The sequence below is a fragment of the Streptomyces sp. GbtcB6 genome (assembly GCF_019091475.1).
Classification (GTDB): Bacteria; Actinomycetota; Actinomycetes; order Streptomycetales; family Streptomycetaceae; genus Streptomyces; species Streptomyces hyaluromycini.
This window is the reverse complement of the sequence record NZ_JAGXJL010000071.1, coordinates 19,787-37,065: the sequence shown is the minus strand read 5'-3', so window position 1 is coordinate 37,065 and position 17,279 is coordinate 19,787. Positions and strand designations below refer to the sequence as shown.

General features: G+C 72.9%; 14 protein-coding genes and 1 riboswitch. Of the genes, 10 read left to right on the top strand and 4 right to left on the bottom strand.

Annotated elements, in window-relative coordinates:
* The 4 genes from KVT45_RS49455 to KVT45_RS49440 form a co-directional block, all read left to right on the top strand.
* Positions 1-1,343, top strand: a 1,343-nt coding sequence (locus tag KVT45_RS49455; protein ID WP_308311115.1) for an ABC transporter ATP-binding protein, incomplete at its 5' end; no start/stop codon positions are given.
* Positions 1,340-2,560 (top strand): dipeptidase, encoded by a 1,221-nt coding sequence (locus KVT45_RS49450; RefSeq protein ID WP_217560093.1) that lies wholly within the window; start codon positions 1,340-1,342, stop codon positions 2,558-2,560. The genes KVT45_RS49455 and KVT45_RS49450, both read left to right, overlap by 4 nt.
* Positions 2,561-3,009: 449 nt before the next feature.
* Positions 3,010-4,110 carry an LLM class flavin-dependent oxidoreductase gene (locus KVT45_RS49445; protein WP_217560086.1) on the top strand — a complete coding sequence of 367 codons (1,101 nt, stop codon included), beginning with the start codon at positions 3,010-3,012 and terminating at the stop codon, positions 4,108-4,110.
* A complete protein-coding gene (locus KVT45_RS49440; protein ID WP_217560078.1) occupies positions 4,107-5,507 on the top strand; it encodes an NtaA/DmoA family FMN-dependent monooxygenase in 1,401 nt (466 codons plus the stop codon). Before KVT45_RS49445 ends, KVT45_RS49440 begins: the two co-directional genes overlap by 4 nt.
* 32 nt (positions 5,508-5,539) lie before the next feature.
* On the opposite strand, the gene KVT45_RS49435 is transcribed toward KVT45_RS49440, so the two are convergent.
* The 3 genes from KVT45_RS49435 to KVT45_RS49425 form a co-directional block, all read right to left on the bottom strand.
* Positions 5,540-6,538 (bottom strand): zinc-binding dehydrogenase, encoded by a 999-nt coding sequence (locus tag KVT45_RS49435; protein WP_217560064.1) that lies wholly within the window; start codon positions 6,536-6,538, stop codon positions 5,540-5,542.
* A gap of 106 nt (positions 6,539-6,644) precedes the next feature.
* Positions 6,645-7,937, bottom strand: coding sequence for an ergothioneine biosynthesis glutamate--cysteine ligase EgtA (gene egtA, locus KVT45_RS49430; RefSeq protein WP_217560055.1), 1,293 nt, complete (start codon positions 7,935-7,937; stop codon positions 6,645-6,647).
* A 222-nt stretch (positions 7,938-8,159) separates the two neighbouring features.
* Positions 8,160-9,566: an MFS transporter gene (locus tag KVT45_RS49425; protein ID WP_217560046.1), complete on the bottom strand. Its 1,407-nt coding sequence runs from the start codon at positions 9,564-9,566 to the stop codon at positions 8,160-8,162.
* Positions 9,567-9,906: 340 nt separating this feature from the next.
* Positions 9,907-10,020, top strand: a riboswitch (SAM riboswitch).
* Positions 10,021-10,053: 33 nt separating this feature from the next.
* On the opposite strand from KVT45_RS49425, the gene KVT45_RS58555 reads away from it, so the two are divergent.
* From KVT45_RS58555 to KVT45_RS49400, 6 genes are all read left to right on the top strand, one after another.
* Positions 10,054-10,170, top strand: a complete 117-nt coding sequence (locus KVT45_RS58555) for a putative leader peptide (RefSeq protein ID WP_350791672.1) — start codon at positions 10,054-10,056, stop codon at positions 10,168-10,170.
* A 228-nt stretch (positions 10,171-10,398) separates the two neighbouring features.
* Positions 10,399-12,018 carry an ABC transporter substrate-binding protein gene (locus KVT45_RS49420; protein WP_217560037.1) on the top strand — a complete coding sequence of 540 codons (1,620 nt, stop codon included), beginning with the start codon at positions 10,399-10,401 and terminating at the stop codon, positions 12,016-12,018.
* A gap of 3 nt (positions 12,019-12,021) precedes the next feature.
* A complete protein-coding gene (locus KVT45_RS49415; RefSeq protein WP_217560030.1) occupies positions 12,022-12,981 on the top strand; it encodes an ABC transporter permease in 960 nt (319 codons plus the stop codon).
* On the top strand, positions 12,978-13,901 hold the full coding sequence (locus tag KVT45_RS49410; protein ID WP_217560017.1) for an ABC transporter permease: 924 nt from the start codon (positions 12,978-12,980) through the stop codon (positions 13,899-13,901). Before KVT45_RS49415 ends, KVT45_RS49410 begins: the two co-directional genes overlap by 4 nt.
* The gene (locus tag KVT45_RS49405) at positions 13,898-15,637 is read left to right on the top strand and encodes an ABC transporter ATP-binding protein (protein WP_254648490.1); all 1,740 of its coding nucleotides are present in this window, start codon (positions 13,898-13,900) and stop codon (positions 15,635-15,637) included. Before KVT45_RS49410 ends, KVT45_RS49405 begins: the two co-directional genes overlap by 4 nt.
* A complete protein-coding gene (locus KVT45_RS49400) occupies positions 15,634-16,722 on the top strand; it encodes an LLM class flavin-dependent oxidoreductase (protein WP_217560005.1) in 1,089 nt (362 codons plus the stop codon). The genes KVT45_RS49405 and KVT45_RS49400 overlap by 4 nt, the downstream gene beginning before the upstream one ends.
* On the opposite strand, the gene KVT45_RS49395 is transcribed toward KVT45_RS49400, so the two are convergent.
* A complete protein-coding gene (locus tag KVT45_RS49395; RefSeq protein ID WP_217559997.1) occupies positions 16,679-17,185 on the bottom strand; it encodes a cupin domain-containing protein in 507 nt (168 codons plus the stop codon). The genes KVT45_RS49400 and KVT45_RS49395 overlap by 44 nt on opposite strands.
* Positions 17,186-17,279 lie beyond the last annotated feature (94 nt).

The following is a 17,279-nucleotide window of genomic DNA, read 5'->3' as shown; positions in this document are numbered from 1 at the left end:
AGGGCCTGCGCGCCCACGCCCGCGACGGCAGCAGGGCCGAGCGGCGGGCACTCGCCGTGGAATGGCTCGACAAGGTCGGCATCCCCGACCCGGCCACCCGCGTCGGCCACTACCCGCACCAGCTGTCCGGCGGCCAGAAACAGCGCGCGGTCATCGCTATGGCCCTCGCCCTGGGCACCCGGCTCCTCGTCGCCGACGAACCGACCACCGCCCTGGACGTCACGGTCCAGGCGGAGATCCTGGAACTGCTCCACCGCTGCCGCACCGACTTCGGCACCGCCGTGCTGCTCATCACCCACAACATGGGCGTCGTCGCCGACCTCGCCGACCGGGTGGCGGTCATGCGCGCGGGGCAGGTGGTGGAACAGGCGCCGGTACGCGATCTGTTCGCGGCGCCCGCACACCCGTACACCCGGGAACTCCTCGCCGCCGTACCGGACTTCGGTACCGGCAGCGGATCCACGCGGGCGGATGCGGCGGACGGCGGGGTACAGCCGGTCGTGCGCGCCTCCGGACTGGTGGTCGACTACCCGGGGCGGCTGGGGCGCAAGGGTTTCCGAGCGGTGGACGGGGTGAGTTTCGGGATCCGGCCGGGTGAGGTGCTCGGCCTGGTCGGCGTGAGCGGCAGCGGCAAGACCACCATCGGACGGGCCATCGCCGGACTCACTCCGGTGACGGGCGGACAACTGGAGCTGTTCGGCGAGCCGTTGACACGGAAGTCACAGAAGTCACGGAAGCCACGGCCGTCGGGGAAGCCGAGGACGGCCGGGCGGATCGGCTACGTCTTCCAGGACCCGGCCACCAGCTTCAACCCCCTGCTGACGATCGCCGAGAGCATCGCGGAGCCCCTCGTCGTGCACCGGCGGGAGCTGGGCGCGAAGGAGATACGGGCGCAGGCCGAGTCGCTGCTCGAAGCGGTGCGGCTGCCCCGCGCCTACGCGTCCCGCTACCCGCACGAGCTCAGCGGAGGCCAGCGCCAGCGCGCCGGCCTCGCCCGGGCGCTCGCGCTGCGGCCCGGGCTGCTGATCGCCGACGAGCCAACCTCCGCGCTGGACGTGTCCGTGCAGGCCAAGGTGCTGGACCTGTTCGGCGAACTGCAGCGGGAGCTGGGCTTCGCGGCGCTGTTCATCAGCCACGACCTGGCCGTGGTCGAACAGGTCGCCGACCGGGTGGTGGTACTGCACCGGGGACGGATCGCCGAGGAGGGTCCCACCGGCCAGGTGCTCGGCAGTCCGCAGGACGACTACACCCGCCGGCTCGTCGCCGCCCTGCCCGTGCCCGACCCGGTCCGGCAGGCGAGACGTCAGCGGCACCCCCTCACGGAAGGAGCGGTCGGCTCATGACCGACGGCACACTGATCGACGAAGTACTGCGCGGCACACCCGTCTTCGACGGGCACAACGACCTGCCGGTGGCGCTGCGCGCACGGGCCGGCTACAGCGTCGAGGGCCTCGACGACGGCCGCCCGGAGCTCCACACCGACCTGCCCCGGCTGCGCGTCGGCGGGGTCGGCGCGCAGTTCTGGTCGGTGTACGTGTCCTCCAAGCTGCCCGAGCCCGAGGCCGTGGTGGCCACCCTGGAGCAGATCGACGCCGTCTACCGGCTCGCCGCCCGCTACCCCGACGCCCTGCGGATCGCGTACACGGCGGCCGACGTGGAGCGGGCGTTCGCCGAGGGACGCATCGCCTCCCTGCTCGGCGTCGAGGGCGGACACAGCCTCGCCGAGTCTTCCGGTGTGCTGCGCTCGTACGCCCGGCTCGGCGTGCGGTACGTGACCCTCACGCACAACGACAACACCTCCTGGGCCGACTCGGCCACCGACGAGCCGGTGGTAGGCGGTCTGAACGACACCGGCCGGGCGATCGTCGCGGAGCTGAACCGCACCGGCGTCCTCGTGGACCTCTCCCATGTCGCCGAGTCCACGCAGCGCGCGGCCCTCGCCGTGTCCACCGCCCCGGTCCTGTTCAGCCACTCCTCGGCACGAGCGCTCAACGACCACCCCCGCAACGTGAGCGACGGGGTGCTGGAGCTGCTCCCCGGCAACGGAGGCGTGATCCAGCTGACCTTCGTGCCGTACTTCGTCTCCGCCGACGTCGCCGCCTGGGGCCGGGCGCTCCAGGACGAACGCGCGCGGCTCGGTCTGTCCGCCGTGCCCTGGAGCTGGCCGCGCGCACCCCGGCCCGGCGAGGATCCGGCGGAGGTCGCCGCGGAGCACGCGGAGGTCTTCGGCGCGGCGGTCGACGACCGGTTGAAGAGCTGGCTCGATGCCCATCCGCGCCCCGAGGTGACCGTCGCCCAGGTCGCCGACCACGTGGAGCACGCCCGTGAGGTGGCCGGGGCGGACCACATCGGTCTCGGCGGCGACTACGACGGGGTGGACCACCAGCCGACCGGCCTCGCCGATGTCTCCGGCTATCCGGTCCTGCTGCGCGAACTCGCCGACCGGGGCTGGTCCCGGCCCGAGCTGGAGGCCCTGACCGGCCGGAACGTCCTGCGGGTGCTGCGTGCCGCCGAGGAACGGGCCACCGAGCCGCTGTGGCCCGCGGCCCCGCTGCGCTGACACGGCGGTGCCCACCGGTGTGGGCCGCGTCGCTTGTTCTTGACACCCGCCGGGTCGGGCGACGTACGGTGAACCGATCGGTTTCTGACGGGCGGAGGCCCTTGATGCACGTGTCCGGCGCGACACCGCAGGGTGGCCGCTGTGGCGTGCGACTGATCACGCGCCGGCATGTCGACTACTGCCGCACCTGCTCCGCCGTCTGTCCTTCCGGCCACCGCCGCTGACCCCTGCCGGCCAGTCCCGCGGGCCCCTGCCGGCCCGTCCCGCAGGCCCGGTACGCCGCGGCCGCGCCAGGTCGCGTACGCCGGGCCGCATCCGGTCCCGCGCGCCGTCGCCACGCCGGGCTCGCTCGTCGTGGTCCCGCTCCGCTCTCCTCCTCTGCCGCCGTCCGGCTCGCTCGTCGTGGCCGTACGGCCACGAGCTCCCGTGTTTCCCGGAAGGAACGTCCATTGTCCGGCCCCGCCCTGCACCTCGCCGTCGAGATCGACGGTGACGGCGCCCACCCCGCGGCCTGGCGCCGCGCCGCCCACGCACCCGACCGGTTGCTCGCTCCGCGCCGTGCGGCCGGGCTCGCCGCCGTGGCCGAGAACGCCGGGTTCGCCCTGATCACCCTGGACGACGGGGTGCTGCCGCCCGGTGCCGCGCCGGATCCCGTCGGCCGTATCGGCGCGGTGGAGCGGGCGGCCTTCGTCGCGGCGTCCACGAGCACGATCGGCATCGCGCCCGTCGTCCCGGTCACGTATGCCGAACCCTTCCATGTCTCCAGCCAGTTGGCGTCCCTGGACCACATCTCGGCCGGTCGCGCCGGGTGGGTGGTGACGGAGGAGGACCGCCCCGAGGCGGCCCGTGTCTGGGGGCGTCCGCCGGTCGCCGACGCGGCCGGGCGGACCCTGGAGTCCAGGGACGGGGTGGAGGTGGCCCGTGCGCTGTGGGACTCGTGGGAGGACGACGCGGTCATCCGGTCCGTGGCCACGAGCCGCTACCTCGACCGCGACCGGCTGCACTACATCGACTTCACCGGCGAGACCTACGCCGTCAAGGGCCCGGCGATCGTGCCGCGCCCGCCGCAGGGGCAGCTCGTCGTCCTGGGCCGCCCGGACCTGGTGCCCGCCGCGCAGCTCGACGTCGCCCTGGTCGAGGGCCGCGACCCGGCGTCGGTCGCCGCGGCCGCCGCCGGCGCCGGTACGCCCCGTGTCTTCGCCGAGGTCGAGGTGGCGCTGGACACTCCGGACGCGACCGGCGCCGAGCGCGTCGCCGACCTGGCACGGTACGCGCCCTGGACCGACCGCGGACGGCTGCGACACGTCGGTTCCGCGGACAAACTGGTCGCTCTTCTCGACGAGTTGAGCCGTCACGTCCACGGGGTACGGCTGCATCCGCTGGTGCTGGACGAGGATCTCGCCGTCCTCTCCCGCCTCGTCCTGCCTGCCCTGTCCGAACGGCGCCTCGTCGCCCGCCCGCTGCCCGGCACGTCCCTGCGCTCGGCCCTCGGCCTGGAGCGCCCCGCCAACCGTTTCGCCGCCGCGGCCGTCCAGGAGGAAGCCCGATGACCCGCACCGACCCCCTCGACGTCCCGCGGCCGCACGCCCAGCTGCATTTCGGGGTGTTCTTCCAGGGCGTGAACCACTGGACCATCTGGTCCGCCCCCGACAGCGGTTCGCAGATCGACCCCGCCTCCTTCCGGCGGGTCGCCCAGACCGCCGAACGGGGCCTGTTCGACGCGTTCTTCCTCGGCGAGGGCCTGCGGCTGCGCGAGGTCGACGGCAGGATCCACGATCTCGACGTGGCCGGACGGCCGGACGCGATCACCCAGCTCGCGGCGCTGGCCGCGGTCACCCGCCGGATCGGCCTGGTCTCCACCTCCAACTCCACCTTCAACGAACCCGCGGACCTCGCCCGCCGCCTCTCCGGCCTCGACCTGCTCTCCGAGGGCCGGGCCGGCTGGAACGTGGTGACCACGGACAACGCCTGGACCGGCGCCAACTTCCGCCGGGGCGGATATCTCGACCACGCCGACCGCTACCGGCGCGCCGAGGAGTTCCTCACCGTGGCCCGCGCCCTGTGGGACGGCTGGGACGACAGGGCGGTCGCCAACTCCGTGGACGCACCCGCCTGGTCGGTGCCCGGCGCCGTACGCCAGGTGCGCCACCGGGGACCGCAGTTCGACGTCGACCTGGCACCCACTCTGCCGCGCAGCGCCCAGGGCCACCCGGTGATCTTCCAGGCCGGTGACTCCGGCGAAGGGCGCGACTTCGCCGCCCGCAACGCCGACGTCATCTTCTCCGCGCACGGCAACGACTTCGACGACGCGTTGGCCTTCGCCGAGGACATCCGGCACCGGCTGCGCGCGGCGGGGCGGCCCGACGACGATCTGCGGATCCTGCCCGGCACCGAGATCATCATCGGCGCCACCGAGGAGGAGGCGGAGGAGAAGAAGCGCTGGATCCGTCTCCAGCAGGTCACGCCGGCCACGGCCCTGGGGATCGCCGGGCTGCTGTGGGGCATCGACCTGTCCGGCCGCGACGCCGACGGGCCGCTGCCCGCGGAGGACCCGGTCGTCGCGGAGAACGACGGCTCCTTCGGGGCCCGGCGGACCGCCGACCCGCGCGCGGTGGTGGCCGAGTGGCGGGCGAAGGCGGAGACGCACGGCTGGTCGCTGCGCGAGACGGTCATCGCGCTCGGTCCGCAGCGCGGGCACGTCGGCACGCCGTCCGGCCTGGCCGACAAGTTCGCCCGCTTCGTCCGGCACGGCGCGGTCGACGGCTTCAACGTCACGCCGTACCTCATCCCCGACGGCCTCGACGACATCGTGGACCTGCTCGTCCCGGAACTGCAGGAGCGCGGGGTCTACCGCACCGAGTACACCGGCAGCACGCTGCGCGAACACCTCGGCCTGCGCGCGCCGCTCACCCACCGCTCCGCCGCCGAGCGACGGGAGGCGGGCTGACCGGCGCGGCGAAGGGGCACGGGCCGGGCGGCTCAGCCGGCCCTGTGCCCCGCGAGCGCGAGCACGGTCTTCCCGTGGGTGCGCCCGGCCTCGTGGCGGCGGTGGACCTCGACGAGGTCCGCCGCCGGGACGACGGCCGGAGGGACCGCGGCCAGGTCTCCGGAGGCGAGCGCCGACAGCGCCCTGGACAGGTGCTCGCCGATGGTGGCCGGGGAACGGCGGGCCACGTCACCGATGTTGTAGCCGGCGACGGTCCTGTTGTTCTTCCACAGATCCCAGACGTCCGCCGTCCAGTCCGCGTGACGTCCGAGGTCCCCGTAGGTGACCACCCGGCCGAAAGGAGCCAGTACGCGCAGGCCTGCCTGGCGTACCGGCCCGCCGACGGGGTCCAGCACCAGGTCCGCCCCGCGGCCCGCGGTGGCCTCCAGGACCGCGTCCTCGAAGGCGTCCCGGACGAACAGGGCGTCGTAGCCAAGCTCTTCGGCCAGCTGTGTCTTGGTCACGGAGCCGACCGTGCCGAAGACCCGGGAGGCGCCGAGCGTCCGTGCGATGCGCGCCGCGGCCGAACCGACTCCGCCGGCCGCCGCGTGGATCAGGACCGTCTCGCCCCGGTGCAGCCGCCCCGCGTCCGCCAGTACCCCGTAGGCCGTGGGATAGACGCACGGCACCCCGGCCGCGTGTGCGAGCGGGAGCCGGCCCACCGGCCGGACGAAGTCGGTGTCGGCCACGGCGAACTCCGCGTATCCGCCGAAGGCCGGAAGGTAGGCCGCGACCTGCTCGCCGACGGCCGGAGCCGTCACCCCGGTGCCGAGCGCCGCGACCGTGCCGGAGACTTCCAGCCCCGGGACGTCGTAGCCGCCGGGGCCGCCGGGCTCGCCGAACTCGCCCCGCCGGTGCTGCACCTCGGCGAAGTTCACCCCGGCGTACGCGACCTCGATCAGCACCTGTCCCGGGCCCGGCCGCGGGACCGGCACCTGGATCTCCTCCAGGACTTCCGGTCCGCCGTTCGACTTGAATCCGTATGCGCGCACGTGTCGTCCTTCTCCGTTCGATCGGCACACAGGCCCGAGGCCGCCCTCGGCCCGGGGCCGCCCGCCTGCGGCAACAGCGCACAGCACCACGCCATTCCGCTCCGGGTCACCGCCGGGCCCGGCGCCGTACGGACGTGTCACGGCCGCGCTGCCGGTCGAGGACGTCGTCGGCCGGGCAGCGGCCGCGGCGGACGTAGCGGTCGGTGTGGGCCGCGACGGCGTCCATGACCCTGGTGCTCGCGCCGAGCCGGGGCAGGGCGTCCAGCGCCGCGGCGAAGCAGGTCACGGCGGCGCGCTTCAGCTGCGGGTCGGCAAGCCCCCTGCGCGCCGCGTCGGTCCACAGCGGATTGTGCGGTGCGGGGGCTCCGGCGGCCCGCTCCACCAGGGGCTCCACCGCCCGGTGCGCGATCGCGGCGGCGCCCGGGTCGTCGAACAGGGCCGTGACCACCGCGAGCGGTACGAGCCACCCGTCGTCGCCGGGCTGGGCGTCGATCATGCGCAGTTCGAGGTGGCCGCGCGGCCTGACGGGCGGAAACAGCGTGCTGATGTGATAGTCGAGGTCCGCGTGGGTGGGCGGGCGCATGGTGTGCGAGCGGGTCCAGTCGCGGAAGCTCACTCCGTCCGGCACCTCCCAGGGGCCGTCCCGTCGTACGCACATCACCGGCGCGTCGAGGACCCGCCGGACCCAGGCGCGGCGCGGGTCGTGGGCCAGGGAGGGTCCGCCGGCCCGTCCCGGATCGAGTTCCGCCCACATCAGTTGCCGCGTGGACAGCCAGCCCGTGGCGCGGCCCTCGGCCATGGGCGAGTTCGCGAACGCCGCGACCAGGACCGCGCCCAGGTGGTGTGCCAGCCACCAGCGGCGCGCGAATCCCATGACGCCGGGTTCCTCCCGTCCGGCGTCGAGGCACACCTGGACGGAGGCCGACGTGCACATCAGGGTGCGCCCCGCCGGACCCGTACGGTCGAGGCAGGCCTCCATGGCGTCGTAGCGCCGCTCCCGCAGGAACCGGCGAGGCGGTTGCCAGGGATCGACGCCCATACCGGCCAGTGCCAGGCCGTGTTCGCCGAGTGCGGTGCGCACGGCAGCCAGATCGGCGGAGACCTCCGAGACGCACTGGGCCAGCGACGGGGCCGGCCGGGAACTCAGCTCCACCTGACCGCCGGGCTCGACGCTCAGCCCGGACGTCAGCGGCAGGGTTCGCAGGTCGGCGTGGGCCGCTTCCAGGTCTTCCCGGCCCACGGAGTCGTGCGGCGCACGTTCCCGGTGCACAAGCCACTCCACTTCGACCCCGACGCTGCGCGGCGGGCCCGTCTTGAAGCAGATTCCCTCGACCAGCGCCTCCGCCTCGTGCTCGGTGACAGCAGGACCATCAACGCCGCACTCCGGTGAAACCGACATCCGCGGGCCTCCTGAGCCGCCTCAGGGCCGTCGGGGATCCGACGTCCGCTACGCGTACCACCGTGCCTGCTGCAAGAGTCCGCCGTCCCGCCCTGTCATGACAAGGGCGCACTTTCCAGACGACTGGGCATGCGGCATCCCGCAACGGGCAATGCGGAAGTCCCCGGGACGCGCTCAGCCGGACGGGCGCCACTCCGCCGACGCGGAAGTCCGGTGCGGTGGTCAGTCGTGGGAGGTTCCTCCGGTGGACGGTTCGCGTGCCGGCGGGTGACCGGGGGACGGCGAGCGGCCGGTCGGCGCCGTCGCAGACGCAGACGCGGACCGGGAGACCGGCGGTCCGGCCGGGGCGGGCGGTGCGGTGCGGGCAGGCGGCGGGGCCGAAGCGGGTGGCACGGCCGGGGCGGGCGCCGAGCGAGTCGTCCGCGCCAGCCACAGCGCCACGCCGAGCGCGGCCAGGACGGCCGTGGCGGCGCCCACGGCCAGCCCCCGGCGCACCCCCGCGTGCTGGGAGACCCAGCCGATGACGGGGGCGCCGACCGGGCTGCCGCCCATCGAGATCACCGTGTAGACCGCCATCACCCGGCCCCGCATGGCGTCGCTCACCTCCGACTGGACGAAGGCGCTCACCGCCGTGTTCAACGTCATCAACGTGAAGCCGGTGGGCAGCAGCAGGGCGAGGAAGGCGGGGTAGGTGGGCATGACCGCCGCCAGTGCCTCGAAGCCGCCGAACAACAGCGCGCCGGCGACGACCGTCCGTACCCGGGGCGAGACACCGCGCGTCGCGGCGATCGTCCCGCAGACGGTGCCGACGGCCAGCGCGGTGTTCATGAGGCCGAGTCCCCGGGAGCCGACGTCGAAGACGCGCCCGGCGAACAGGGTCAGCGTGGTGGGGAAGTTGACCGCGAAGGTGGCGACCAGGCCGAAGATGGTGAACACGCCGACGAGTTCGGGCCGGGCCGCCACATAGCGCAGCCCCTCCGCACCCGCCCCCGTCCACGCCGGTCGGGGGACGGCGCGCGTCGCCCGCGCCCGTGGCCGGATCGACAGCAGACCCGCGAGGACGACGGTGAAGGACACGGCGTTCAGGGCGAAGACCCACCCGGTTCCGATCGCCCCGATCAGCACACCGGCGATCGCCGGACCGACCAGGCGGGCGGCGTTCAGGGACAGGATGTTCAGGCCCGCCGCCTTCGGGATCAGAGCCCGGCCGACCAGTTCGGTGACGAAGGACAGGCGTGCCGGGTTCTCCACCGTGAACACGCAGCCCAACGCGAAGGACAGGACGTACAGCAGCCACAGCGCGGCATGGCCGGAGAACACGATGACCGTCAGGAGCAGTGCCTGCACCGCGTACAGCGTCTGGGTCCACAGGAGAAGGGTCCGGCGGTCGTACCGGTCGGCGACGACCCCGCCCCACAGGCCGAACAGCAGCACGGGGGCGAACTGGAGCCCGGCGACCCAGCCGAGCGCGGTTCCGCTGTGGGTGAGCGTCAGGACGAACCAGTCCAGCGCGACACCCTGCATGGCGCTGCCGATGTTGGACACCAGGCCCGTGCTCCAGTAGATCCGGTAGTCACGGACCCGCAGCGCGGCGAACACCCCTGTCGGAGCAGTGCTGTTGACGGCCATGAATCTCTTTCCGACCGGGCGGTACGGGGGGGGGAGGGAGCCGGGGTACGCGGCGGCGCGTGGGCGCGGCGGTTCGCGGGCCGAGAAGGGGCTGAAGGGAGCTGAAGGGAGCGAGTGGTCAGCGACAGGTCTGGTCGAACTGATCGGCGCGGCGGCCCGCCCAGAACGGGTCGAGCAGCACGGTCCGTGCCTGACCTGCGGTCTCCATGGCCGGATCAAAGCACACGGCACAGGGTGCGTCCACCAGGCGTCCCGGCACGTGAGACGGCCCCGTGTTCTCAAATGGGGCGCCCCGGTGGGGCATTGACGTACGACAAAACCGATCCGTACGATCGCCAACGGCATTGAGTGTCAGCGTCAAGCCCTGGCTCGCTGACCGGCAACCCTCCCGCGCGGTGGGGTGCTCCAGGTGAAAGCCCGGCGGGGTCACCGATGACTCCCGCAAGCGCGTGGCCCCGTGACGGGGCCGGAGACGGGGAGGAGCGGCATGCGGCACAGCGATGACCCTGCGGTCTCCCTCACCGACGCCACGGCGTACTCCAGGCTCTCGCGTCGGCGCCACATCGATCTGAAGCGCTCGACCAGCTGCTTCTGTCGGGTCTGACGAGCCCGCCCGCCGCCGGCTGACCTCCGTCGCCGGCGCCGGCCCTTCGCGCCGTCCTTCCTCTCGGCACCGGTTCGCGATGCCGTCCACCTGCCAACCCCCTGTCTCTGCACAGCGCTTCCCCGGCCGGGGCAGATCCGGCCGGGCCGCACGCCCCTGCGCGGCCGTGCCTCGCGCCCGTAGCCCGGCACCCCGCGCCTTGGTGACACGAGTAGGAGAACTCCCTCCGTGACAGCACTCCCGGATTTCAGACCCTCCCGATGGGCGCCCCTGGCCGCGCTCCTGACCACCAGCGTCCTGCTGACCGCGTGCGGTTCGGGCGACGACGCCTCCGGCGGCGGAAGCGGCCCGGCGAAGTCCGGCGGCACCCTGACCTTCGCGGTGGGCTCCGACGCCGGCTGCGTGGATCCGCAGCAGGTCGGCAGCAACGACACCATCTACTCGGTGCGCCAGATCGTGGACTCCCTGACCGACCAGGACCCCAAGACCGGCAAGATCGTGCCGTGGCTGGCCAAGAGCTGGGACATCAGCGCCGACGCGACGACGTTCACGTTCCACCTGCGGTCCGGGGTCACCTTCAGCGACGGCTCGAAGCTGACCGCGCAGGTGGTCAAGGACAACTTCGACGCGGTGCCGGAGCTCGGCGCCCTGGGCACCCTCGCCGAGGGCTACCTGAGCGGCGTCAAGAGCACCGCCGTGGTCGACCCGCTCACCGTCAAGGTGACCTTCAAGCAGCCCAACGCCCAGTTCCTGCAGGCGACTTCGACCCACTCGCTGGGCATCGAGTCCTCGGCGAGCGTCAAGAAGAGCCCGCAGCAGAAGTGCAGCGACGGAGTGGTCGGGTCCGGGCCGTTCGTGCTCAAGCAGTACGTGCAGAACCAGTCGATCACCCTGGACAAGCGGACCGGGTACGACTGGGGCTCCTCGCTCTGGTCGAAGAAGGGCGAGGCCTACCTGGACAAGCTGGTGTTCAAGGTCGTGCCCGAGGCGGGGGTGCGAGCCGGCAGTCTCCAGTCCGGGCAGGTGGACGCCATCAGCAGCGTCGGCAAGGCCAACGAGGCGGCGCTCAAGGGCGGCCAGGTCACCCTCCAGAGCCGGGCCAACCCCGGCGTGGTGTTCGGCCTGGGGCTCAACAACTCGCGGCCCCTGCTGCAGGACGCGAAGGTGCGGCAGGCGATTCTGGCCGCCGTCGACCGGAAGCAGATCGCCGACACCGTCTTCCCGACCGGCACCCAGCCGGCGACCAGCATCCTGGCGCACACCACACCCGACTACACCGACCTCTCCGCGGACCTCGCCTTCGACGCGGCCAAGGCCAAGTCCCTGCTGGACGCGGCCGGTTGGAAGGCCGGCGGTGACGGCATCCGCGCCAAGGACGGCAAGAAGCTGAGCCTGACCATCACCTGGTTCCCGAACGCGGCCACCAACCAGCCCGCGCTGGAGCTGGTCCAGCAGCAGCTGAAGGCCGTCGGGATCGACGTGGTGCTCAAGCAGCTTCCGGTCACCCAGTTCGCCACCACGCTCCAGTCCGGTGACTTCGACGTGGTGTGGGGGAACACGACCCGCGCCGACCCGGACATCCTGCGCAGCTCCTTCTCCACCCAGCTGGCCAACTTCTACCACCTGCCCGCCAGTTCGCTGGACACAGCGCTGTCGCGGCAGGCCGCGACCACGGACACCGCGAAGCGCAGGCAGCTGGTCACCGAGACGCAGCAGCTGATCGTGCGGAACGCGTACGACGTGCCGGTGGTGGAGCTCCAGACCCAGCTGGGTGTCTCGAACAAGGTGCACGACCTCACGTTCGACTCCGGCAGCCGCGTCCAGCTGCACGACACCTGGATCGGCTAGCGGATGCGCCGCTATGTGATCAAACGGCTGGCGCAGGCCGTCGGCGTGTTGTGGGCGGCGTACACGGTGTCGTTCCTGGTGCTGGATTTCCTGCCCGGTGACCCGGTCTCCGCGATGGCGGGTGCCGGGTTGGACACGGGGCAGGTCGATCCGGCCCAACTCGCCGAGCTGCGGCACGAGTACGGCTTCGACAAGCCGGTGCTGGTGCAGTACGCGGAGTACCTGGGCCGGGCGGTGCGCGGGGACTTCGGCGACGCCGTCTCCACGGGCCGCCCGGTCACCGCCACGCTGGCCGACGCACTGCCGCAGACCCTCCAGCTGACCGGTGCCGCGCTGCTGCTGGCCGTGGTCCTCGGCGGCGGGCTCGCGGTGCTGGCGACGTACACCTCGCGGCGGTGGCTGCGGCAACTGCTGTTGTCGCTGCCCCCGTTGGGGGTGTCGGTCCCGACGTTCTGGGTGGGGCTGCTGCTCGTCGAGGCGTTCTCGTTCAAGCTGCACTGGTTCCCCGCGTTCGGCAACGACGGGCTGCGCGGCCTGGTGCTGCCGGCCCTGACGCTGGCGGTGCCGACCGGCGCGCAGGTCGCCCAGGTGCTGGCGAAGAGCCTGCTCACCGCGCTGGACCAGGCCTATGTGGAGACCGCGCGGGCCAAGGGGGCCGGCCGGTGGCGGGTGCATCTGCGGCATGCGCTGCGCAACGCGTCGCTGCCGGCGCTGACGGTCGTGGGTCTGCTGGTCGGGCAGCTGATCGCCGGTTCGGTGGTCGTGGAGACGGTGTTCTCCCGCGACGGCCTGGGCCGGGTGACCGCGGCGGCGGTCACGGTGCAGGACATCCCGCTGGTCCAGGGGGTGGTGGTGTTCGGGGCGCTGATCTTCGTGGTGACGAACCTGCTCGTCGACCTCGTCTATCCGCTGCTGGACCCGCGGATCGTGGTGGCCTCGGAGAGAAAGGCGGGCTTCGCGTGAGTCAGAGCCTTGTCGACGACCAGGCCGAGGCGGCCCTCGGCCTCGCCCGGCCGGTCGGGAGCGGATCCCCGGCGGATCCCGCCCCGCCCGCCGGGATCCGCCGGGTGCTCCGCTTCCTGCTGCGCCGCCCCGGTCTGCTGCTGTCCGCCGTCGTCATCGTGCTGGTGGTGCTGGCCGCCTTCTGGCCGGACCTGTTCACCTCGCAGGACCCCCTGAAGGGGGTGCCGACCCAGAACTTCCGCGGTCCGAGCGGCAGTCACTGGTTCGGCACGGACGAACTGGGCCGCGACGTCTTCTCCCGCGTGGTCCACGGCGCCCAGCTCTCCCTCAAGGCCACGCTGATCGCGGTCCTCGTCGCGTTCGTGGTCGGCGGTCTGCTCGGCGTGGTCGCCGGGTTCGTGGGCCGCTGGGTGGACGACGTGCTGATGCGCTTCGTCGACGTCCTCCTCTCCATCCCCGCGCTGTTCCTGTCGCTGGCCCTGGTCACCGCGCTCGGGTACGGGACGGTGAAGGTGGCCGTCGCGGTCGGTATCGCCAGCGTCGCCTCCTTCGCCCGGGTGGCCCGGGCCGAGGTGCTGCGGGTGCGGCAGGCGGTGTTCGTCGAGGCGTCCCGCTCCTGCGGGGCCCGCTGGTACTCGGTGCTCGGCCGGCACGTCCTGCCCAACGCCGCAGGGCCGGTGATCGTGCTGGCCACGCTGGACTTCGGCACCTCGATCCTGTCCGTGTCGGCGCTGAGCTTCCTCGGCTACGGCGCGCCGCCGCCCGCCCCGGAGTGGGGGACCTTGATCTCCGACGGCCGCAACTACCTGGCCAACGCCTGGTGGCTGACCGCGCTGCCCGGGCTGGCGATCGCCGCGACCGTACTGGCCACCAACCGCGTCGCGCGGGCACTGGACGGCGAATGGGCGCGGCAGCGATGACCCACGACGCGCATGAGAACGGTGACGCACGCGAGAACCGTGACGCACGCGAGAACGGTGAGAACGGTGAGAACGTGACCACACCACTCCTGGAGATCCGCGGCCTGTCCGTGTCGTACCGCACCCGGGGCGGCACGGTCTCGGCGGTACGGGGCGTGGACCTGGACGTATGGCCCGGACAGGTGACCGCCGTGGTCGGCGAGTCCGGCTCCGGCAAGAGCACCACCGCACACGCCGTCACCCGGCTGCTGGCGGCGAACGGCACCATCGACGCGGGCACGGTCCGCTTCGGCCGGCACGATCTGGCGAGCCTCTCCGAGGCGGAGCTGCGTACCGTGCGCGGCGCGCGGATCGGGCTGGTCCCGCAGGATCCGACGGTCTCGCTCAACCCGGTCAAGCGGATCGGCGAACAGGTCGCCGAGGTGCTGCGCATCCACGGCCTGGCGACCCGCCGTGGAGCGGCCGCCGAAGCGATCGCCGTCCTTGACCGGGCCGGGCTGCCCGACGCGGCCGTCCGGGCCCGGCAGTACCCGCACGAGCTGTCCGGAGGCATGCGGCAGCGGGCCCTGATCGCCGTCGCGATCGCCGCGAAGCCCGAGCTGATCATCGCCGACGAGCCGACCAGCGCGCTCGACGTCACCGTGCAGCGGGTGATCCTCGACCATCTCCAGCACCTCACCGAGGAGTCGGGCACCGCGATCCTGCTCGTCACCCACGACCTCGGGGTGGCCGCCGACCGGGCCCAACGGCTGGTGGTCATGTCCCAGGGCAGGGTCGTCGAGGCGGGCGAGACCCGTGCCGTCCTGGCCGACCCCCAACACGAGTACACCCGGCGGCTGTTGGCCAGCGCCCCGAGCCTGACCACGGCCCGCCCCCGTACCCCGGTCTCCGCCGCCCCGGCCGACACGGCGGGTCCCCTGGTCGAGGTACGCAACCTGGTAAAGGAGTTCAGGCTGCCGCGGGCCGGCGGCGAGGCCCGGACGCTGCGCGCGGTCGACGACGTCAGCCTCACCCTGCGGCGCGGCCGGACCCTCGCCCTCGTCGGGGAGTCCGGCTCGGGCAAGTCCACCACCGCCCGCCTGGTGCTGCGGCTGGCCGAGGCGACCTCCGGACAGGTGCTGTTCGACGGCACCGACGTCACCACCGCCAAGGGCGCCGAGGTCAGGCAGCTGCGCCGGCGCGCCCAGCTCGTCTACCAGAACCCGTACGCCTCGCTCGACCCGCGCCTCTCCATCGGCGAGGTGATCACCGAGCCGCTGCGGGCGTTCAAGGTCGGCGACCGCGCTTCCCGGCTGGACCGCGCCCGCGAACTCCTCGACCGGGTCGCGCTGCCCGCCGCGACCCTGGAACGCCGCCCGGCGGAACTGTCCGGCGGACAGCGCCAGCGGGTGGCCATCGCGCGTGCTCTCGCCCTCTCCCCCGACCTGGTGGTGTGCGACGAGCCCGTCTCCGCGCTCGACGTGTCCGTGCAGGCCCAAGTCCTGGACCTGCTCGCCGAGTTGCAGGCGGACACCGGCGTGGCGTACCTGTTCATCTCCCACGACCTGGCCGTCGTACGGCAGATCGCGCACCAGGTCGCCGTCATGAAGGCCGGACGGATCGTCGAGTCGGGCCCGCCCGAGGACCTGTTCTCCGAGCCCCGCCACGCGTACACCCGCGAGCTGCTGGCGGCGATCCCGGGCGGGCGTGTCCCCTCTCCCGCCACGGCAACCACAACCGGTCAAGGACCAGCATGAGCACTCCCGCCATCACCTCTCTGGCCTTCCTCACGCCCGGCAACTTCGCGGACGACGACCCCTACCCGGGCCTGGAGGAGACCCTCCGGCTGTTCGAGTACGGCGAGCGGCTCGGCTACGACGGTGCCTGGATCCGGCAGCGCCACCTCGAACACGGCGTCGGCTCGGCGGCCGTGTTCCTCGCGGCGGCCGGGCAGCGCACCGAACGCATCGAACTCGGCACCGCGGTCATCCCGATCGGCTACGAGAGCCCGTTCCGGCTCGCCGAGGACCTGGCGCTGGCCGACGTGCTGTCCCGGGGCCGGCTCCAGATCGGTTTCAGCACTGGCATGCCGCACGCCGACCTGCTCGGCGACCTCGTGTACGACGGCGACTGGCGCGGCTTCGACCTGTCGTACGGCAGGATCGCCCGGGTGGTGGAGAACCTGCGCGGCGACTACCTCGGCGGCCCGGACACGCTCATCCACTCGCCGGGCAACGTCCAGCGCCCCCGTCTGCAACCGCACAACCCCGGCCTTGCACGCCGTATCTGGTACGGCGGCGGAAGTCTGCGCTCGGTCCGCTGGGCCGCCGGGCAGGGCCTCGGCCTGCTGTCCGGGAACATCGTCACCGGCGAGGGCACCGACGACTTCACCACGGCCCAGCTCGGCCTCCTGTCCGAATACCGCCGCGCACTTCCGGAGGACCGTACGGCACGCGTGGCCCTCGGCCGGGTGATCGTGCCCCTCGACAGCGCCGACGCGGCCACCCGCGCCCGCTACCGCGCCTATGCGGCGAGCCGCCACGAGCGCACCCTCGCGCCTCAGGGTCCGAAGCACATCCTGTTCGCCCCGGACGTGGTGGGGACCGCCGAGCAGATCCTGGAGCGGCTGACCGCCGACCCGGTGCTCGCCGGGGTGTCGGAACTGCGCCTGGAGTTGCCGTACGAGTTCCACCGGGAGGAGTACGAGCAGATCCTGTACGACGTACGGCACCTCGTCGCACCCGAGCTGGGCTGGCGAAACGACGGTGCCGGGGCCGCAGCGGGGCAGGCCCCGGGTGTCACGCCCCGTCGGCCGGAAGAGCGTACAAGCCGGGCAGGTTGACCACGACGGCCTCCTGGGTGCTGCGGGCGATGACGACCACGGCCTCCTCGGCGGGGTCCGGGTTCTCCTCGCGGTGCGGCACGAACGGGGGTACGAAGATGTAGTCGCCGGGCGAGGTGCGCAGCCGTACCTCCTCCGGCTGCTCGCCCGTGTCGTCCAGGAAGACGAACTCGGGGTGCCCGCTCACCACGTAGATCGCGGTCTCGGACTCGCCGTGGTGGTGGTCGGAGCTGGCGGTCGCGGGGGCGACATGGGTCTGGCCCATCCAGAGCTTCTCGGAGCCGACGGTCCGTCCGCTGACGGCCGCGAACCGCCGCATGCCGCCGGACTGTGCGGTGTCGCCGTCCAGCGCGTCGGCGCGGATGTGGTGCAGCCGGCTGCGCAGGGGCGTCGCCGCGTGGTCCTGGGTGTCGTGGAGATGGGGGTGGAAGCCTTCACCGGGGGTCGTCAGCGCCTCGCTCATGGCGGGGACGCTAGGACCGCCCCAGAAAGGATGTCAAGAGGTGTCCTTTGCGGTTCACCTGCGGCAATGTTCCCGCAATGAACGGACCTGGCGC

Bases quoted from the DNA above. Each gene is read 5' to 3' on its own strand.
- KVT45_RS49450 (WP_217560093.1), top strand. From the start codon at position 1,340: ATGACCGACGGCACACTGATCGACGAAGTACTGCGCGGCACACCCGTC.
- KVT45_RS49440 (WP_217560078.1), top strand. From the start codon at position 4,107: ATGACCCGCACCGACCCCCTCGACGTCCCGCGGCCGCACGCCCAGCTG.
- egtA (WP_217560055.1), bottom strand. From the start codon at position 7,937: ATGTCGGTTTCACCGGAGTGCGGCGTTGATGGTCCTGCTGTCACCGAG.
- KVT45_RS49425 (WP_217560046.1), bottom strand. From the start codon at position 9,566: ATGGCCGTCAACAGCACTGCTCCGACAGGGGTGTTCGCCGCGCTGCGG.
- KVT45_RS58555 (WP_350791672.1), top strand. From the start codon at position 10,054: ATGCGGCACAGCGATGACCCTGCGGTCTCCCTCACCGACGCCACGGCG.
- KVT45_RS49415 (WP_217560030.1), top strand. From the start codon at position 12,022: ATGCGCCGCTATGTGATCAAACGGCTGGCGCAGGCCGTCGGCGTGTTG.
- KVT45_RS49405 (WP_254648490.1), top strand. From the start codon at position 13,898: ATGACCCACGACGCGCATGAGAACGGTGACGCACGCGAGAACCGTGAC.
- KVT45_RS49400 (WP_217560005.1), top strand. From the start codon at position 15,634: ATGAGCACTCCCGCCATCACCTCTCTGGCCTTCCTCACGCCCGGCAAC.
- KVT45_RS49395 (WP_217559997.1), bottom strand. From the start codon at position 17,185: ATGAGCGAGGCGCTGACGACCCCCGGTGAAGGCTTCCACCCCCATCTC.